This is a genomic window from Marinomonas atlantica (genome assembly GCF_001639725.1).
GTDB lineage: Bacteria > Pseudomonadota > Gammaproteobacteria > Pseudomonadales > Marinomonadaceae > Marinomonas > Marinomonas atlantica.
Genome location: NZ_LTAW01000004.1, coordinates 111,039 through 130,796 on the forward strand (window position 1 = coordinate 111,039; position 19,758 = coordinate 130,796).

Below are 19,758 nucleotides of genomic sequence, written 5' to 3' on the forward strand. Positions count from 1 at the left end.
AAACTTTACGCTGCTGTGTTAATGATCAACCGCATGGCATACGCCAATGCACTCACACTGATGATGCCGATTAGATAGAGCAGGGCGAACCACTGCCAAGATTTGAGTTTCATTAATAACCCTCCTGATAGTCTTCCACCTTACCGGCAAATACACGATAGCCCCAAAACGTATAAGCCAAAATAAGGGGTATGAAAATCAGAATGCCTACCAGCAAGAATTTCAAGCTAGAATCGGGCGCAGCGGCATCCCAAATGGTCAGCTGGTTTGGTATTAGGTAAGGAAATAAGCTGACGACTAGCCCAGCAAACCCCAGTGCAAAAATACCCGTAACAAACCAAAACGGACGTGCTTCGTGGGCGTTATTGTTAAAGCCGCGCCAAGCCAAAAAGGCAAGCAGGCATGAAACAATAGGTAGCGGGCTAAGGTACAAAAAGTTCAACCCATCAAACCATCGAGTACGAATGTTGTCGGACGATAAAACCGTCCATAGGCTGACGGTCAACATGGCCAGCATCACAATGACTAATAAGCGTTTCGCCAGATGAGCCGCGTGCTGTTGTATGCGAGACCGACTTTTCATATAAAGATAACTGGCGCCCAGTAACGCATAACCTGCCATTACGCTAAAGCCGGTTAAAATGGCAAAAGGAGATAACCAATACCAGCTGGCTTCGGATATTTGGTCCGCGTTGACGCCTTGGACGATCGAGCCCAGAATCAGTCCTTGGCAAAACGCCGCGGTCGCTGAGCCAGCGCTGAACGCTAAATCCCAATATGGCCGAGAGCGGTGTGCTTTAAAACGATACTCAAAAGCGACGCCACGAAATATTAAAGCAAACAGCATCAAAATAATGGGTAAGTAAAAGGTGGAAAGAATACCCGCATAGGCTGCTGGAAAAGCGGCAAACAGCACGACGCCGCCAAACACCAGCCAAGTTTCATTGCCATCCCAGACATGAGAAATTGATCGCATTAAATGATCACGTTCGCCTTCTCGGTCAAACCATGGATATAAAATCCCAATACCCAAATCAAAGCCATCGAGCAGTACGTACATCAAAACCGCAAACCCTAGGATTAGAAAATAAAACAAGATTAAGTCCATTATTTTTCTCCTTCTTCATGTTTTAAGTTCTTTACCCACGCTAACGCGTAGCCAGGTGCTTTCATACCGATGAGTTGCTGTTCTAAATGCGCCATACTTGGTGGCCCTTTCTTAATCAGTTTGCGCATGAAGTATAGATAAACGCCCAGAAGCAAAGTGTAAATCACAACAAACCCAATCAGCGTGAAGAGCACGCGTTCAGCAGGAAGCGGTGAGACCACATCGCTGGTGCGTACTAAGTTGTAAACCAGCCATGGTTGACGACCTACTTCGACCACATACCAGCCCGCCAATACCGAAATGACACCAGATGGCGTAAACAGGGCGAGAGCGGCTAGGAAAGGTTTGTTTTCAAACAGGGTGCTGCGCTTTCTCAGCCATAGGGCAATGAATGCCAGAGCAATCATGCCGAACCCAAGCCCAACCATCACCCTAAAGGACCAGAAAACCAATGGCACATTGGGGCGGTCTTCCGGCGGGACCGCTTTTAGCCCTTGAACAGCACCGTCAAAACTGTGGGTAAGAATCAAACTTCCCAAACTGGGAATGCCCAGTTCGAAGTCATTGGATTCCGTTTCCATATTGGGCATAGCGAACAACAACAGAGGGACGCGCTCTTCTTCAGCGGGCCAGATACCTTCCATTGCTGCCAACTTTGTGGGTTGATATTGTTTAACGTTCAGGCCGTGGTGATCGCCAATATAAGCTTGCAGAGGTGTCAGGATTAAGGCAATCCACATGGTCATAGACAGCCCTTTTTTAGCAAACGCCACATGTTGTTTCTTAAGCAAGTAATAAGCGCACACGCCTGCGACGACGAAGGTCGCCGTTATCAAAGAGGCCAACAGCATATGGCTCAGGCGATAAGGCATTGATGGATTGAAAATCACCTCAAACCAACTGGCGACATGAAACTGCCCGTCTACGATGGTGTAGCCTTGCGGTGTTTGCATCCACGAGTTTGCAACGATGATCCAAAAGGCCGATATCCAAGTCCCCACTGCGACCGTGACCGTTGCGAAAAAGTGCAGCTTTCGTCCGACACGTTGCCAGCCAAACAGCATGACACCTAAAAAGCCCGCCTCTAAAAAAAACGCAGTCAATACTTCATAGGCCATTAAGGGGCCTAATACAGGGCCGACAATATCGGAAAATTTCGAGAAGTTGGTGCCAAACTCATACGACAGGACGATTCCTGACACCACCCCCATACCAAAGGTAATGGCAAATGGCTTGATCCAAAATTTGGCCAGCTGTAAGTAGCGTGGATCATGGGTTTTGAGCCATAGACCTTCCCAAATGGCAATCAAAGTGGCTAAGCCAATAGTGATGCTTGGGAAGATGATGTGAAAGCTCACCGTAAACGCAAATTGTAGGCGAGAAAGTAGCGCTGTATCGAGTTCCATAAGAGAATCCGTTTAAAAACCGTGAAGGGTGATCGTCTTAAATTGAGATAAATAATTTGAATACCTAGGCATTCACGTTTATAGCGTCGGCTGTTTTAAATGCCTCCCTTGCCAGCGCCTAACGGCAAGGGGTGCAATCGCTAATAAGATAATGCTGATAAGTACCATGCTATCGATCAGTAAAGTTTGAAGTTCCATAGGGATTGCCTCGGTTTTCGTTATGATTATGAGATAAGTCATGTTTAATTGGTTAAAGCAACCTATGTGCCAAAGTGGTTATATGTTTTAAGTTGTTGAATTTAAAGTATAAAAAATACCATTTGAAGAGAGTGTAAACTATGTTTACGATTAAGGTTGGGTTTTAGGTGTAAACGAGGTTTACGTTTTGATGTTGTCGACAGTGTTTGAGCTTTCTATCTGGGTGACCAGTGTATGTGGTGTACTGGTAGCGGGCTGGTTGATATGGCGCGCCGATAAGCAGCGCGATTTAATGGCTTTAGCAGGCTTTGCTGTGATGATGGCGCTGTGGTGTTTTGGGCACTTAGCGCTCTTTCATGAACAGCACGCAATAGGTATGTTTCTGTTACTGGCTAATCCTCTTATGCCGACCTTTTTTCTGCATTTCGCGGTGCTTTTTGTCAATGAAGGCCCAGCTCAGCGCCCTTGGTTAAACGCTCTTTCTCGCTATATGCCCTGTGTCTATCTGACCAGTGTGATGGTGATGATTTACAGCGTTTGGGTAGGGGCAGGGGATACTACTCCGTTGATTGATGGGCGACCATTTTTCATCTTTAACCAGCTTGGCGCGATAAATTTAGGTTACACGGTGTTGGTGGGTATCGCAGGTCACGGGGTATTACTTTTAGGGTGGCAGCAGCATTCGGGGAATAAGCGTCGCTCCATTCTCGCTATGTTTGGGGTAGGCGCATGGGGCTTACTATTGGCCACCAGTTTTATTTTCCCTTCTTTGGGGATTAACGTTTTTCCGTATCCAATGTTGCTGTTACCCAGCTACTTGCTGTTGTTGGTTTACGGGGTTGTGCGCTATCAAATATTGGCGGTGAACCGCTTCGCTAACCGAGCGCTGCTGGTGTTGGTCATGATGCTGGTTGTCCTGTGTGTGATTGCGGTCTTGGGGACTTTTTCTGGGCGAATCGGGCTGGTTGCGTTAACCAACGTACCGATCTGGCAGCTCTGGTTGTATTCTCTTGTGGTGCTCTTAATTGCGGCTGTGGTCTATCCATGGGCACGACAATTGTCCGAGCGGATGGTGTTTCCTGGCGCCGTGCTCAATGAGCAGATACTGGAACACTGGAATCGCCAGTTGGGACAGGCGAAATCTTGGCATGACTTGGTGGCAGAGGGGGAGTCATTATTACTACAGCAATTGCGTTTGCCAGTTAGTATCTGTTTATCCGGTCATGCCAAGTCTGATGGGCACTATCTAGTACTTGATAAAGCCGAGTCCGGCTGGTTTTCACACAGTGAAAACAGCGATGACTTAAGCCCCGGTATGCGCTTAACGTTGGAGGTGTTTGGCTCGTTATTTGCCACCAGTTGCGCTGCCTTAGAGCGCTCGTTAGCGTTAGCTGAAACAGAGCGTAAGCGTCTTGATGAACAGCATTTAGTTGAATTGGGCAGTTTGTCTGCGGCCATGGCGCATGAGCTTCGTAATCCTTTGAACATTATTTCCATGGCTTCCTACAATGCGCCTGCGGACACTCGACGACACATCCAAGAGCAACTGACTCGAGCCGATCGACTGGTAAGTGACATGCTGGTCTACTCTGGAAAGATAACTCTGCAATACCAACCGGTTTCAATAAAGCCGCTGATAAACAGCGTGATTTCATCCCTTAATACGGAAAACGTTTTAATGACGCTGCAACTGACAGATGACGTAACGGTGCAAGCCGATCCCCATCGTTTACAACAAGTGTTCATCAATTTAGTCGACAATGCTTTGGCGTATGTGCGCAATCAAACAGATGGCTCGATCTGTGTTGAAGCTCAAACCGATGCTCAATCATTTATTTGTCGAATTCATAATAATGGCCCAGCGTTGGAGGCATCGCTTCAAGGTGGTGAATTGTTTCGCCCCTTTGTTACCAAACGAAGCGGAGGCAGTGGTTTGGGGTTGGCCATCGTAAGGCGAATTTTAGACGCCCATTCAGGGCAGGTTGTCCATCGACATGACTGCGGTTGGCCGGTGACGTTTGAATTTAGCTTGCCACTCAATGTTGTACATCAGCATTCAGGAGAACCTTTAAATGTCTGATAAAAATTATATTTTATTAGTGGATGATGAGCCTGCTTTTCGTGAATTAGCGGGTAGCTGGTTATCCCAGCAAGGCTTCAGGGTTAAAAGTGTCGGCTCTGTCTCAGAGGCTTTAGAAGCAAAACAGATTCATGGAAGGCCTGATTTAGTGCTGCTGGATTTATCGTTGCCACCGCACTTTGACCCGCAAAAAACATTGTTGGCAATGCCTGAATTTGAGGGTTGTCCAATTATTATTATTACGGGGCATGCTGAGCGAGAGTTGTCGCTACAAGCGATTGCTCAAGGCGCTTGGGACTTTATTGCCAAGCCTGTTGATCCCGATATGTTGGCCGTTGTGGTGCGTCGCGCATTAGCGAAAACACGTTTGGAGCAAGAGTTGCAGCGCTTACAAAGCACCGCAACAAAGCATGGTGCAGAGGTCTATATTGGTTTATCCGATAATGCTCAAAAGATTCGTGCGCTGATTGAGCGTATCGCGCCGACCGACGTGCGCGTTTTAGTAACAGGGCCTTCGGGGACAGGCAAGGAGGTGATTTCTAGGGCGCTGCACGATTTAAGTACGCGTGCGCAAGGGCCTTTTATCTCAGTGCACTGTGGCGCGATACCGGCTGAACTGCTGGAAAGTGAACTGTTTGGTCATGTGAAAGGTACGTTTACTGGCGCGGAGAAAGACAAGCAAGGGCTGTTAACGTTAGCGGACAAAGGGACCTTGTTCCTTGATGAGATCGCTGAAATGCCAGCGCCCATGCAAGTGAAGTTATTACGTGTGCTGCAAGAAGGCACTTTCTATGCCGTGGGTGGCCGAACATTGCAGAGCATTGACGTGCGTATCGTGTCCGCAACCAACGCAGACCTAGTCGAGCTAGTCAGTCAAAATGCCTTTCGTGAAGACTTATATTACCGCATTAAAGGTGTTGGGATTGAAACGCAGGCGTTAGATAAACGCCCACAAGATATTCCTATTTTACTGCAAACCTTTATCAGCGACTTGGAGCGCAAGCACGCTCGTTCGTTGGCACTGTCGCCCGACGCACTGCATTGGTTTAGAAACCGATTGTGGCCAGGCAATGTGCGAGAGCTTAAAAACACCCTTGAAAGCGTCGCCGCTATTTGTGTGGCTGGTCAGATAACACTGGATGAAATCAACCTCTTGAATTTTGACGCACCTGCAGCACCAATTGAACCATCGCATAACGCCAGCTTAACTCTTGATCATGCGGATATAACACTAGAGGAATCGTTAGACGTTCAAGTGCAAAAGCTTGAAGTCCGCCTGATCCAACATGCACTCAAACAGTCGGCTGGCAACAAAACCCAAGCCGCAAAAATGCTAGGTTTATCGCGCCAAGGATTGATTAAAAAGATTGAGCGCTATGGGGTGTGACGGATGATGAATACATGATAAAAGACTAATGAGCACAAGCAGACAAGGAAGTTAAACATGGACCAGTTCTCACCCACAGATATGAAAACCATATTGCACTCCAAACGGGCCAATATATGTTATCTAGTCTCGGTGCTTCAGCATAGTAGGTTGGGGTTATAGGATTGTATTCTATCAAATATGTCTTTGAGCCACTTAGTGTCAATGCAACCTAATCTAACCTCAATGTTTTACATTGAAATTATTTCAAATAGTTCGGGGATTGAGGGCCGTCATAAATCATCTTAATGACTGTAGCAAGGATTTAAACGCATCAAAGTGATTTTAGGTTGTTTTTAATCATGATTTATTGGAGGAAGGTTTATAAGTATTTTTTAGTCAAAAAAGCCAATTTAGACTAAGCTATGATTTAGGTTTAATGGTTTTATGTTTATAGTTGTAGATTATTAATAGTTTTCTGTGCATTGTTGAGGGAGTTAATGTTATCGCTTTATTTAGCGAATTTGAGCTTGGTGAATGTCACTAGTTCGATACATTGGCCAGAATAGTGCGAGCACGCTATCTTGCTCATAGTGACACTTTAATCATTATTGTTTTGAGGTGTTAATCTATGTGTAATATTTGTAAGCTCTAATGTAAATTGTATTGAAAATAACAACTTACAAATTGTAATGTTTCGTTAGTCAAGGATGAAAAGAATTAGGAATAGCTTATAATCACTTTTATTAAGAAGGGTGCATTTAGCTTGATTATATAATTGCTAATAGCACGAAGCGCCTAGCAATTATGAATAATCATAAGGATTGTTTTATGCTAAAGTTGTCTATGACACACATTTTTGCTGTCGCAGTCGCGATTAGTTTGGCTTTATCTGGTTTCTTTTGGCCAGCGCTCTTTGTTCTATTCCTTTCTGGAAGTTTGCTCGTTTTTCTAGCTCGTCCCAACGCTACTCATGCAACTGATTCCGACTTCGATGTTTCATCAGATGTGTCTTCTGACGATCATACTGAAGCGCATAAGTTATTTCATGATGAGTTAGTACCATTATTGGATATCTGTAATGATGACCTTGAAAATGTATTGACTACTCAGCGGAGTGCCATTGATGTATTAAGCAGCTCTTTCGACGATACTCATCGATTGATCGGTCAACAAGCAGAGTGCATTCGATCATTGATTAATGATGGTCACGATGGGTCACGTAGTCACAGTGAGGTAATGCAAGAGTTTGCTGATCAAACCGCTAAGACTCTTGATCGCTTTATTAATACCACTGTTGAAATGTCTGCTGAATCAATGGACTTGCTTAGTAAGGTAAGTGAAATACACGAAGAGATGCCGATTGTCACAAAGGCTCTTAAAGATATTGATGACATCGCTGAACAAACAAATTTACTTGCTTTAAATGCTGCAATTGAAGCTGCTCGTGCAGGTGAAGCTGGCCGAGGTTTTGCGGTGGTTGCCGACGAAGTTCGAAGTCTGTCGAATCGTTCTGCTGGATTCAGCGTTGCGATTCAAGGGCAGCTTCAAAAAATCCAAAATCAAGTAACTGAATTAACCCGATCAATGGAGACGTTGGCTGCACATGATGTGACTTATATCATGGAATCTAAGCGCAATATGCAACAGGTTCTTCAGCACATAGTAGAAAAAGCTGAGAGTGACTCGGTTGTTACTCAGGAATTAGACGGTTTGGCCACAAGTATTGATGAGGCTATCTTCTCAGCGACACGCGGGCTTCAGTTTGATGATATTAATCGACAAAATGTTGAGTACACGATTGATACGTTAAGATTCATTGCTGAACATTTAGAGAGTATCAAACACACCTCTTTTGAAGATCTTGAGCATGTACTTAAAGATAAGCTAGAAATGATCAAGCTTCGCAGTAAAGAACGTCATAACCCTGTATCACAGCAAGACGTGGACAGCGGCGATATCGACTTATTTTAATTTATTTAGGAAACGCTATGTCTCAACCAGCAGTAATCAGCATTCCAGAGCGATTCGACTTCAGTACTCATAAATGGTTTACAGAAGCTTATGAGAGCGCTATGGATAGCACTAATCAAATTGTATTGGATTTTTCTCGAGTGTCTTATATTGATTCATCTGCATTAGGAATGATGGTGTTGCTTCGTAGAAAGTTGAGTGGTGTTGGTGGTAAAGGTTACATTCGTAATGCATCAGGTACTGCTAAAGACATTCTTGAAATGGCGAACTTCAATACTTTGTTTGAGTATGAATAGGTCGAAATAATGCCATCTGAAAACTGTGTTCTAATTTTAGAAGATGATCTCAGTACCCGACTAATCGTTTCGAAGTCTCTAACAACGCAAGGGATTAAATCGGTCGTTGCTGCGAGTATAGCTGAAGCGGAAGCGCTTATTCAAAAGCATGATATTTCTTTGTTTTTGCTTGACGTACATTTACCTGATGGTGAGTCCACCTCATTAGTCGCTAAACTTAGAAGCAGTCACGCCCTTGTTCCAATTCTTGTTATGACCGGAGACTATGAGCAAAATCGTGTTTCTGAGTTTTTTGAATTAGGGGTGCGAGATTTTATTAATAAACCTGTGCACCCAATTTTACTTGCAAGCCGAGTCCGTAGTTTCATTAAAAGTTATGAAACCGAAAAAGCGCTCTTCGACGCAAATGAAATGTACCAAAAAATTGCGCATGAAAAAGAGCAAGAAGAAGAGCTAGCGCATTATGTCTACAATCATATACTTAAAGTTCACACAACTAAGATTGATGGGCTAGACGTTGTTATTCGATCATCAGGCCGTTTTTGTGGTGACATGTTGCTTTCGGCTAAGGCGCCTAATGGAAGTTTGATCGTAATGTTAGCGGATGCTACTGGGCATGGCATGGCTGCAGCACTTACTATCTACCCTATGGTGTCAACGTTTGCAGCGATGGTAAGTAAAGGGCTGTCACTGGGAGCAATACTGAGAGAGCTGAGCTCTAAGCATAATCAGTCGATTCCTCAGAACCGTTTTGTTGCCGCGATTTTGCTTGAGATTGCGCCAAAAGAAAATACTTTGAAGGTCTGGAACGGCGGTATGCCAGCTGCGCTAATGTTTGATCAAGATGGCGAGCTAACAAAAGTGACATCGAAAAACGTTGCCATTGGTATCTTGCCTGAAGATTTAATCAGTACAAAAATGCAGTCTTTTGATTTAAGTAAAATCAGTAAATTAGCGATGTTTAGCGATGGATTAATAGAAAACAAAGCTATTGATGGTCGTACGATTCCATTTAGCGAAGGGTATGACATCATTGCCAAAAACTTAGACGATTCACATGCTTTATTATCCTTAATGCATGGCTATGAGCAGTTCGAAGGGGAGACAAAGGACCATGACGATATGACACTCGCTGTGCTGGACCTTGTACGTATCCAAGAAGAGCTTAGACAAGATGAGCCAGAAGATTTACAGGTACCAGGAAGTTTTGAATTCTCGTTTGAGTTACGTGGTTCCTCTTTAAATAACGATAAATTTGCGTTTAGTCTGTCTGATTTATTAAGTACTTACGGCTTTAATAAAGAGTTTTGTCAAAAAGTGTTTACAGTTGTTACAGAGTTATTGGTAAACGCTGTAGATCACGGTATTTTTAATATACCGTCAAATTTAAAAGAAGAAGATTTTATTACGTATCTCTCAATGAGGGAGCAAAAAAAAGTTGCCGTTTCATCATTAGATAAAGTGATGATAGAGGTTAAGTGGAATGATATGGAACATACTTTATCTATCACCTTAAGCGATAGCGGCGCCGGTTACGTAGTAGAAAATATTGAAAAAGCTGATGATACAGCAGCATATGGACGTGGAATCAAATTAATCACCTCTATGTGCGAAACATTTTTCTACGATCAAGAAACAAACACTACCCATGTTACTTTGGAATATTAGAGGTCTTTATGAGCAAGAAGCTGCTTATCGTTGATGATTCACCATCAGTTCGTCAAATGGTTGAAATGACATTAAAAGGGGCTGGGTACTCGGTCAAGGCAGCAAAGGACGGCCAAGAGGCGTTGAACTTTTGCAAGGCTGAGCGATTCGATTTTGTATTAACAGACCAAAACATGCCGAATATGGATGGCGTTACTTTGATTAAGTCATTACGAGCAATACCTGCTTATTCTCGTACGCCACTGATTGTACTAACAACAGAGGCAAGTGATGCGATGAAACAAAAAGGTAAAGCTGCTGGTGCGACGGGATGGATGGTTAAGCCATTTGATCCTAAAAAACTGCTAGAAGTTGTGTCGAAGGTTTTGCGCTAACGAAATAAACCGGTAACGGTCTACTCGGAGAGTAAGATGGATAACTTAAGTCAGTTTAATGATGCCTTTTTTGAAGAGGCTCAAGAGCACTTAGAAACAATGGAAACATTGTTACTGGATTATAACGTTGATGCTCCAGACATTGAGGAGCTTAACAGTGTATTCCGGGCCGCCCACTCCATAAAAGGGGGGAGTGCAATTTTTGGCTTTACTGCCATGACTGGGTTAACTCATGTCATGGAAAATATGTTGGATTTGGCTCGAAATGAGGAGCTTGAATTAACAAATGAACTGATTACGGTCTTACTCGAAACGGTAGATGTACTTAAAGATATTCTCAATAGGTACCGAAATGATGAAGAGATTGATTGGGATACAGTAGAAGTTAGTAAGCAGCGCTTAGAGAATGAGTTGGCCGCTGTTGCGAGTGGTTTGCCTGTTGAAAGTCCCAACGATATTGATTCAAGTGAGGCTTCTACCTCTGAGCCGGATGAGGAAGATGGATTTGGGTTCTTTGAGGACGCACCATCTGATTCAGACGAAGATCAAGGCTTTGGTTTTTTTGATGATGAACCTCCTGTTCAAGTTGACTCATCTTCAAATGATGGTGACGGCTTTGGATTCTTTGATGAGAATATTTCTGCAGAGGCGTCTGAGACAGAGGATGATCAAGGTTTTGGTTTTTTTGATGAAAACAGCGAGCCTGAGTCTAATCAGCCTGATGAAGAAATAGAAGGTTTTGGCTTCTTTGACCAGGATGATCAACCTAACCCTGAAACGACCTCAGAAACTGTTGATCAGCTTGAGGGCGATAGCTCAGCAGAGCCGAAAAGTGCTCAATCAAAAGAAGAAGGTTATGGCTTCTTTGATGAAAAGATGAAAGCACGCCAAGTACAAGACAAAGTTGATAATGCGAATGGCTATGGGCTTTATCCCAAGAATGAAGGAAGTGCAGAAACACCTAAAAATGAGCTACAGTCTTCAAAACTCTCAACAAAATCTAAAGCACCTGCAAAAAGTGCAAGCGAAGCTAAAAATACCGAAGCCACCAGTATTCGTGTAGAAACGGTCAAAATTGATAAGTTGGTGAATTTAGTTGGTGAGCTTGTAATTACTCAGTCTATGCTTAACTTGATTGGTAAAGATGTTCAGGAAGAGATAGCTGAGAAAATGCTGGGCGCATTAGCGGAGCTTGAGCGCAATACTCGAGAAATTCAAGAAGCCGTTATGTCTGTGCGCATGTTGCCGATCTCTTTTGTATTTAACCGGTTCCCACGTTTAGTTCGTGACTTGTCGGTCAAAATGGAGAAGCAAATAGAGCTTGTAATCGAAGGTGCGAGCACAGAGATTGATAAAAATTTAGTTGAAAAAATTTCCGATCCATTAACGCATTTAATCCGCAACAGTGTTGACCATGGTATCGAAAGCCCCGAGATTCGTGCTGCTAGCGGGAAGTCTGAAAAAGGCACTGTTAGACTGTCAGCCGTTCAAAAAGGTGGGGAAATTGTTATTTCTATCTTGGATGACGGGGCAGGTTTGAATCGAGAAAGAATCGTTGCCAAAGCAGAGGAAAAAGGGATTGATTTACCAGATCCTTTAACCGATGAAGCTGTCTGGCAACTTATTTTTGCACCTGGCTTTTCTACGGCGGCTGAGGTCACAGATGTCTCTGGTCGAGGTGTCGGTATGGATGTTGTTCGTAGAAACATAGAGTCTCTAGGCGGTCGTGTTGAAATAAACTCTTCTCAGGGTATTGGAACTGAATTTGTTATCAGTTTGCCTTTGACGCTAGCGATCCTAGATGGCATGTGTGTACAAGCAGAAGAGCAAATCTTTGTCGTGCCTTTAGTAAACATAGTTGAAAGTATTCAACCTATGAACGACCAAATACGAGTCATTAAAGGCAGTAAAATTTTATGGGCTCGTGAAGAATATTGGCCCTTGGTTGATATTGGCAAACGACTCGGGGGGCGGGCAGAAAGCATCGATTCACTAGATCTGACTCAAAGCATCGTCGTTTTGGTGGAAACGGCTAAAAGCAGATTCGGGTTAGTCGTCGATACGCTTGAAGGCCAACAGCAAGTAGTTATCAAAAGTTTAGAACGTCACTATCGCCGCGTTGATGGTGTGGCAGGTGCAACCATCATGGGGGATGGTGGCGTCGCGCTTATTCTCGATGTCGATTCATTGACGCAATTTATTAGTTCAGATTTAGGAGGCGCATCATATGCCGTCAGAGCAGCAGGGTAATGTTTCTTCTATGCCAACTCGCGAATTTTTAACGTTTGTTCTAGGTGATGAAACCTATGCTTTGGATATTATGACCGTAAAAGAAATTCGCGGTTATGAAGCAACAACTAAAATTGCAAATGCCCCGGACTTTATTAAAGGCGTAATTAATTTACGTGGTGATATCGTTCCAATTATTGATTTGCGTATTAAATTTGGTATTGGTGAAGCGACTTATAACGAATGGACGATCGTCATTATGCTCAATATCCACGAGCGTATAGTTGGTATTGTGGTTGACGGTGTCTCAGATGTAATGAATTTAGAAGAGGATGACATCAGACCAGCGCCAGAATTTGGTGTGGCGTTTGATAGTCAGTATCTACATGGCTTAGCGGCTTTGGAAGATCACATGGTGATCATTGTGGATATTGAAGCGCTTATTTCAAGTGATGAGTTAGGGATTTTTGAAACTGCCTAGTTAGGCAACGGTATTGCCACTTGGTGCTTATCATTCAAGGTTCTGTATAAGTGCCTTAATGACAACAAATTTAGGTAGGAAGGCTGAATATTATGTTTAAAGGCTTATTTGCGAAACCATTAGAAGAGGGGCAAACTATTGTCTCTCAAACTGAGTTGATTAATTTACGAGGTCAACTTGATGCACTGTCAAAATCACAAGCGGTTATCGAATTTGACTTAAAAGGTAATATCCTTTTTGCGAATGACAACTTTTTAAATGCACTTGGTTATTCTCTTGATGAGGTGGTTGGTAAACATCACAGCCTTTTCGTGGATAACGCTTACCGCAACAGTACTGAGTATCGTGATTTCTGGGCCAAACTTGCTCGTGGTGATTTTCAATCGGGAGAGTTTTGTCGCATCACAAAACAAGACAAGCGAATCTGGATTGAGGCAAGCTATAATCCTATTTTTGATGAGGAAGGTAAGCCGTTTAAGGTTGTTAAATTTGCGTCTGACATTACTCAAAAGAAAAACGAATCTGCTGATTTTATTAGCCAGCTTGAAGCTATATCGAATGCGCAGGCAGTTATTTCATTTGATCTTGACGGTAATATTCAAACTGCAAATAGCAACTTTTTAAGTGCCTTAGGCTATTCATTAGAAGAAGTTCGCGGTAAACATCACAGCATGTTTGTCGACGAGGTATATCGTCAATCAGAAGAGTACCGAGATTTCTGGCGCAAGCTCAAGAGTGGCGAACATTTTGTGGGGCGCTTTCCTCGAGTTCGTAAAGACGGCAAAGTTATTTGGATTCAAGCTAACTACAGTCCTATTCGAGATGCACTGGGTAATCTCTATAAAGTAGTTAAGTATGCCACAGACATTACCGCTCAAGTTGAAGCGGAGCAGCAATTGCAGCTTGCGGTAGAAGAAGTCAACGAAGCCATTGAAGCAGCAGTATCGAATGATCTTACCAAGCGTGTACCTCTTGATGGTAAAACAGGCTCTTTGTTGGGATTATGCCAAGGTGTAAATGGCCTGCTTTTATCAATGACTGACATCATTGCTCAAATTAAAGACGCTTCTGATGCGGTTTACACCGGTGCGAGAGAAATTTCGAACGGCAATACTGACTTATCACGTCGTACTGAGCAGCAAGCGGCGAATCTTGAAGAAACGGCTTCAAGTATGGAGCAGATAACCAGCACAGTTCGTCAAAATTCGAATAATGCTAAAGAAGCAACTGGACTTGCGCAAAATGCTGAAACAGTCGCTATGGCAGGCGGAGATTTGATTGATGAGGTTGTTGTGACGATGGCTTCTATTAATGAGTCATCGCAAAAAATTTCCGATATCATTGGTATGATTGATGGTATTGCTTTCCAAACGAATATTTTGGCTCTGAATGCTGCCGTTGAGGCGGCTCGTGCGGGTGAGCAAGGCAGAGGTTTTGCTGTCGTTGCATCAGAAGTTCGAACATTGGCTCAGCGTTCTGCGAATGCAGCAAAAGATATTAAAGGTTTAATTTCTGAATCGGGGGCGAAAATTTCAACGGGTAACGATCTGGTTGATAAATCAGGCAATACCATGAAAGAAATCGTCGCAGCAATTAAGAAAGTAAGCAGTATTATGTCTGAAATCTCTTCAGCTTCAGTAGAGCAGTCTTCTGGCCTTGATGAAATTGGTAAAGCTGTTTCTCAAATGGATGAAATGACACAGCAAAATGCAGCCTTAGTAGAAGAAGCTGCTGCGGCATCTGAAAGCTTGCTGAATCAAGCGGATCAGTTGTCCACAAACATGAGTCAATTCATCATCGATGATTCTGGATCAGTGCCTCAGCGAAGAGCGATTCCTGCTAAGCGAGCTGAAATTCCTGCGCCAAGAAAAACGCCTGCATTACCTAAGAAAGCACCTCCGGTTAAAGCACCTGTAAAAAGTAAGCCTATCCCTAAACCAAGCTTAGAAGATGAAGATGGTTGGGAGGAGTTTTAATAAATAGCCTAGTTTAAGGTCGCTAAAAGCTATTAGTCACTAAAATTGAAAGTTAAGGAACCGAGCCGTGAATTCTCAGCTATCCGTGAAGTTTATATTATTATTGGTGGTGACGTTGTTTGCGGTCGGTTTACCGACTTGGACGTTACTAGACAATCAGTCGATGTCTTCAGATTCGTTAATGCAAGGTGGACAGTCTCGAGTAGATGAACTTGCTTTAACTTATGAGCTTGTGCAATCGAGCGTGGAAACAGGGTCTATTTCAGCTTCGCAAGCTTTTGAGCAGCAAAGCATGATCGTTAATAGCTTGTTGAATGAAGTGCAATTAGCTACATCTAATTCATCTTCAACGATGTTAGATAATAGCCTTACAGTGCTTTTGTCTATCGGTGCGGGTGTGCTGGCTTTGCTATTGATTTTCTGGATCATGAGCAGCTTGAGGACGGCTGTAAGTCAAGTATCTACAGCGGCGGCGTCTATTTCAGCGGGGCGTTATGCAGATTTGGCTAAGCTTAAAAGTGATGGTGTTTTTGAAGGCTTGATGCAACCTCTGCAGAAAGTGGCTAGAGAGTTAAAGATTAAACAAGACGATATCTCTACAGCTGAAGCTGACAGTCTTGCGCGAGCAGTTGAATCTACTCGTATTCTTCAGGCGTTAAATGCAACGTCTACGAATGTGATGATTGCAGATGCTGAACGTACGATTGTGTATATGAACCGCTCAGTTGAAAAAATGCTTCGAGGTGTAGAGCAAGAGCTGCAAGTTGTATTACCACATTTCAAAGTAGATACCATTGTCGGCTCAAAAATGGATATCTTTCATAAAAACCCTAAACATCAAGCTGACCTTCTAAGCATGCTGGAGAGTCGCCACCAAGCTGAGATCCAAGTGGCTGGTTTGCATTTTCGTTTGACTGCAAACCCTATTTTTGCCGATGACGGTAGTCGTATAGGTTCTGTTGTCGAGTGGTTAGACCGTACAAATGAAGTACTTTCCCAGCGAGAAATTAGTGAACTTGTTAGCCAGGCAACAGCTGGTAACTTTACTGTTCGAGCGAAAGAAGAAGACAAGCAAGACTTCATGTTATTTATGGCGAAATCTTTGAATGAACTGATGGGGACTGCAGACCATGGTCTTGCGGATGTAGGTCGAGTGTTGATGGCGCTTTCTGAAGGCGATCTAACACAACGGATTACTAAAGACTATGAAGGTCAGTTTGATAATCTTAAACGTTACTGTAATGAAACCTGCGAAAATCTAACCAGCATGGTAGGTGAGATTCAAGAGGCCGCTGATACTATAAATCATGCGGCATCTGAAATAGCCCAAGGTAATGCAGACTTGTCAGCTCGTACAGAAAGTCAAGCGTCAAACTTAGAAGAAACAGCATCAAGTATGGATGTAATGACAGGTAATGTTCGTCAAACATCAGAAAATGTCCACAGCGCGAGTTCACTTGCGAATGATGCTTCTAACGTTGCAGTGCAGGGTGGTTTACAGATTAAAGATGTGGTTGCGACAATGTCTAAGATTAACGATGCGTCTCAAGAAATCTCGGACATCATCAGTATTATCGACGGTATTGCTTTCCAAACAAATATCTTAGCATTGAATGCCGCGGTTGAAGCGGCAAGAGCAGGCGAGCAGGGTCGAGGCTTTGCTGTGGTCGCATCGGAGGTTCGTACCTTAGCGCAGCGTTCTGCTAATGCAGCGAAAGATATCAAAGAACTTATTTCTGACTCTGTATCAAAGGTTGAGGAAGGTAATAAGTTGGTTCATCAATCTGGTCAAATTATGGAACAGATTGAAAGCTCAATCAGCCAAGTAAATCAATTGATGTCTCAAGTATCCTCTGCCTCTTCAGATCAAGCGACAGGTCTAGACGAAATTAACCAAGCGGTTGTTCGAATGGATGAAATGACGCAGCAGAATGCGGCACTTGTTGAAGAGGCTTCTGCTTCTGCTGATAGTATGCGTTCTCAGGCCTCAAATTTGCAACAGCATGTCCAACGATTCAACATCGATAAAGGACGTTCTGACTCAACATTAATGCTCTCAAATCATTGAGAGCATTAACTTCCTATTGCTAGTAAAGGTTCTTCGCTATGGATCGTGAGTTTTCTTATACAGACTCGGACTTTAAGAAGGTCCGAGCAGAGCTTCGTGCACTTGCTGGTATTAACCTAGCAGAGAGTAAAGTCTCTTTAGTTTATAGTCGGCTGGCGCCTAGAGTTCGCAAGTTAGGCTTAAATTCAGTTAAGCAGTACTTAAGCTATTTAGAAAACCATCCCGCAGAGCAAGAGAGCTTTATTAATGCTCTAACGACGAACCTAACATCTTTTTTTCGCGAGCCCCATCATTTTGAATTGCTAAGTGAGTTTATTCAGTCAGGTGAGCAGTGTAGGAATATTTGGTGCGCTGCTTCGAGTACTGGCGAAGAGCCTTACTCGATCGCTATGACGGTAGTGAAGTCGTTAGGTCAATTTGATACACCTATAAAGATTGTGGCATCAGATATTGACAGCAGTGTTTTGAATAAAGCCAGTGACGGTATTTATCCCATGGATAAAGTAGAAGCCATTGCCAATAAGAAAAATTTCTTCTTGCGTGGTAAAGGCCAAAATACCGGTAAGGCTCGTGTTGTTCCTCAGCTACGAAATTTAGTCGAGTTTAAGCAAGTAAACTTGTTAGACAGCAGTTATCCGATCGAATCCGGTATGGATGTGATTTTCTGCAGAAACGTAATGATTTATTTTGATAAAGAGACGCAAGTACAAATCCTCGAAAAATTACTCGAGAAGCTTCGTCCAGGTGGGCTGTATATTGCAGGTCATTCAGAAAACTTCAATCATTTGGGGCATTTGATGACACCTGTTGGCCGAACCGCTTATAGAAAGGTTTAAAGGAGGCTTTATGGCTTTAAGAGATGCCGCGCAGGAGCACTTGGCAACCAAGCATTACTTTGATCGTCAGTTTGACATAGATGCAATGAAAGTTCTGCCAGGCGAATACTTCGCCACCGACAACGAAATGATGATCACGACTTTATTGGGCTCGTGTGTGGCTGTGTGTTTATATGATCCTATCTCTCGGGTGGGAGGTATGAACCATTTTTTGTTACCAGAAGGGGACCCTAACGATTTGTTATCTGCTTCAGGTCGCTATGGTGTCTATGCTATGGAAATGCTAATCAATCATTTAGTTAAGATCGGTGGTCGCCGAGATCGATTTAGAGCCAAAATATTCGGTGGAGGGGCTGTCATTAAAGGCATGGTTCACAGTAATGTAGGTCAGAATAATGCAGAGTTTATTAAAGGCTACTTGCATAATGAAGGCATTCCGATTGATGCATCAGACCTTCTAGATATTTATCCGAGGCGTGTTAACTTCTTCCCTGTGACCGGAAAGGCGATGATGAAGAAGCTTAAAAACCATTACAGCGATGAACTGATCGATAAAGAGCAGCGCTATCAAAAAGCAGTGGTTGAAAGTCAGGTTGATTCTGGCGATATTGATCTTTTCTAATTAAGGGATATCCATGCAAAACCTTCCGATTCGAGTATTAGTAGTCGATGATTCGGACATAATTCGAAGGCTGTTAAAGGAAATTTTAAATTCTGATCCTGATATAGTAGTAGTCGGGGCCGCAGCAGATGCTTTTGAAGCAAAGACATTGGTGAATAAGCTACAGCCCGACGTGATTACACTTGATGTGGAAATGCCTGATGTGGATGGTATTCGCTTTTTAGAAGTATTAATGAAGGCTAAACCAACGCCAGTCATTATGATATCAACATTAACGCGCTCAAAGGCTGACATCACGTTGAAAGCGCTTGAGCTGGGCGCGGTTGATTATATTGCCAAGCCTATTGTGGATGATATTGCGGTATTCCAGCGTTACTCAGGTACAGTAATTAATAAAGTGAAAATGGCTGCAAAGAGTCATGTTGGTCATGCAGCTAAACCACCTAAGGCCCCTGTTCAATTGGCTACTCGTTCCAATCGGGTCATTGCAATTGGCGCCTCGACAGGTGGCACAGAAGCTATTGCGCATGTACTCCAACAATTACCTGCGAGCCATTTTGCGGTGGTAATGACTCAGCATATGCCAGCAGGGTTTACCACCACTTATGCTGACCGTTTAACCCGCAGCACTGAGTTTACTGTGATCGAAGCTCAAGGTGGAGAGTTGGTTCGCCCAGGTTACGCTTATTTAGCACCAGGTGGGTATCACATGCGCGTGAAACGCAAAGGTAATGAACTGTATACAGAGGTATTCGACGGAGAGAAAGTAAGCGGTCATAAACCCTCTGTTGATGTTCTATTTGATTCCATTGCCTCTGAAATCGGAAAATTTGCCATGGCAACGTTATTGACGGGAATGGGGAAAGATGGCGCTAAAGGCCTTAAAAAGATACATGATGCAGGGGGTTATACAGTGGCTCAAGATGAAAGTACCTGTGTTGTGTTTGGTATGCCTCGTGCTGCGATTGAGCTTGGCGCTGCGGATGCGGTTGCACCACTTGAGAAGATTGGCGAAACGTTAATTGAAAGCCTCACTTCCAACAGAAAAAAATAAACAGCGTGACCGTTACTGTTTA

Annotated in this window: 14 protein-coding genes and 1 pseudogene; 13 read left to right on the top strand and 2 right to left on the bottom strand. The window is 43.4% G+C overall.

Annotated features, from left to right (window positions below; all coding sequences use genetic code 11):
* Nucleotides 1–112: 112 nt before the first annotated feature.
* Both cydB and AYW75_RS08100 read right to left on the bottom strand, forming a co-directional pair.
* Nucleotides 113–1,108 carry a cytochrome d ubiquinol oxidase subunit II gene (gene cydB, locus AYW75_RS08095; RefSeq protein WP_067098036.1) on the bottom strand — a complete coding sequence of 332 codons (996 nt, stop codon included), beginning with the start codon at nucleotides 1,106–1,108 and terminating at the stop codon, nucleotides 113–115.
* The gene (locus tag AYW75_RS08100) at nucleotides 1,108–2,514 is read right to left on the bottom strand and encodes a cytochrome ubiquinol oxidase subunit I (RefSeq protein WP_067098038.1); all 1,407 of its coding nucleotides are present in this window, start codon (nucleotides 2,512–2,514) and stop codon (nucleotides 1,108–1,110) included. Before AYW75_RS08100 ends, cydB begins: the two co-directional genes overlap by 1 nt.
* 388 nt (nucleotides 2,515–2,902) lie before the next feature.
* Between AYW75_RS08100 and AYW75_RS08105 the strand changes: the two genes are divergently transcribed.
* The 13 genes and pseudogenes from AYW75_RS08105 to AYW75_RS08165 all read left to right on the top strand — a co-directional run bounded on the left by AYW75_RS08105 (nucleotide 2,903) and on the right by AYW75_RS08165 (nucleotide 19,736).
* Nucleotides 2,903–4,792, top strand: a complete 1,890-nt coding sequence (locus tag AYW75_RS08105) for a sensor histidine kinase (protein WP_067098041.1) — start codon at nucleotides 2,903–2,905, stop codon at nucleotides 4,790–4,792.
* Complete coding sequence (locus AYW75_RS08110) at nucleotides 4,785–6,179, top strand: sigma-54-dependent transcriptional regulator (protein ID WP_067098044.1); 1,395 nt, start codon at nucleotides 4,785–4,787, stop codon at nucleotides 6,177–6,179. Before AYW75_RS08105 ends, AYW75_RS08110 begins: the two co-directional genes overlap by 8 nt.
* A gap of 810 nt (nucleotides 6,180–6,989) precedes the next feature.
* Nucleotides 6,990–8,132, top strand: coding sequence for a methyl-accepting chemotaxis protein (locus AYW75_RS19125; protein WP_082856446.1), 1,143 nt, complete (start codon nucleotides 6,990–6,992; stop codon nucleotides 8,130–8,132).
* 17 nt (nucleotides 8,133–8,149) lie between these two features.
* Complete coding sequence (locus tag AYW75_RS08120; protein ID WP_067098047.1) at nucleotides 8,150–8,428, top strand: STAS domain-containing protein; 279 nt, start codon at nucleotides 8,150–8,152, stop codon at nucleotides 8,426–8,428.
* Between the two features lie 9 nt (nucleotides 8,429–8,437).
* Nucleotides 8,438–10,096: an ATP-binding SpoIIE family protein phosphatase gene (locus tag AYW75_RS08125; RefSeq protein ID WP_067098050.1), complete on the top strand. Its 1,659-nt coding sequence runs from the start codon at nucleotides 8,438–8,440 to the stop codon at nucleotides 10,094–10,096.
* Between the two features lie 8 nt (nucleotides 10,097–10,104).
* On the top strand, nucleotides 10,105–10,470 hold the full coding sequence (locus AYW75_RS08130; protein ID WP_067098052.1) for a response regulator: 366 nt from the start codon (nucleotides 10,105–10,107) through the stop codon (nucleotides 10,468–10,470).
* 36 nt (nucleotides 10,471–10,506) lie between these two features.
* Nucleotides 10,507–12,720, top strand: a complete 2,214-nt coding sequence (locus tag AYW75_RS08135) for a chemotaxis protein CheA (RefSeq protein WP_067098055.1) — start codon at nucleotides 10,507–10,509, stop codon at nucleotides 12,718–12,720.
* The gene (locus AYW75_RS08140) at nucleotides 12,698–13,180 is read left to right on the top strand and encodes a chemotaxis protein CheW (protein WP_067098058.1); all 483 of its coding nucleotides are present in this window, start codon (nucleotides 12,698–12,700) and stop codon (nucleotides 13,178–13,180) included. The genes AYW75_RS08135 and AYW75_RS08140 overlap by 23 nt, the downstream gene beginning before the upstream one ends.
* Before the next feature lie 92 nt (nucleotides 13,181–13,272).
* The gene (locus AYW75_RS19130; protein WP_067098061.1) at nucleotides 13,273–15,156 is read left to right on the top strand and encodes a methyl-accepting chemotaxis protein; all 1,884 of its coding nucleotides are present in this window, start codon (nucleotides 13,273–13,275) and stop codon (nucleotides 15,154–15,156) included.
* 1,111 nt (nucleotides 15,157–16,267) lie between these two features.
* A pseudogene (locus AYW75_RS19220) lies at nucleotides 16,268–17,224 on the top strand (methyl-accepting chemotaxis protein); the annotation flags it as partial.
* Nucleotides 17,225–17,262: 38 nt separating this feature from the next.
* On the top strand, nucleotides 17,263–18,060 hold the full coding sequence (locus AYW75_RS08155; RefSeq protein WP_067098067.1) for a CheR family methyltransferase: 798 nt from the start codon (nucleotides 17,263–17,265) through the stop codon (nucleotides 18,058–18,060).
* Between the two features lie 10 nt (nucleotides 18,061–18,070).
* A complete protein-coding gene (gene cheD / locus AYW75_RS08160) occupies nucleotides 18,071–18,682 on the top strand; it encodes a chemoreceptor glutamine deamidase CheD (protein ID WP_067098070.1) in 612 nt (203 codons plus the stop codon).
* 13 nt (nucleotides 18,683–18,695) lie between these two features.
* Entirely contained in the window at nucleotides 18,696–19,736 is a 1,041-nt protein-coding gene (locus AYW75_RS08165) for a protein-glutamate methylesterase/protein-glutamine glutaminase (protein ID WP_067098073.1), read from the top strand.
* Nucleotides 19,737–19,758: the final 22 nt, after the last annotated feature.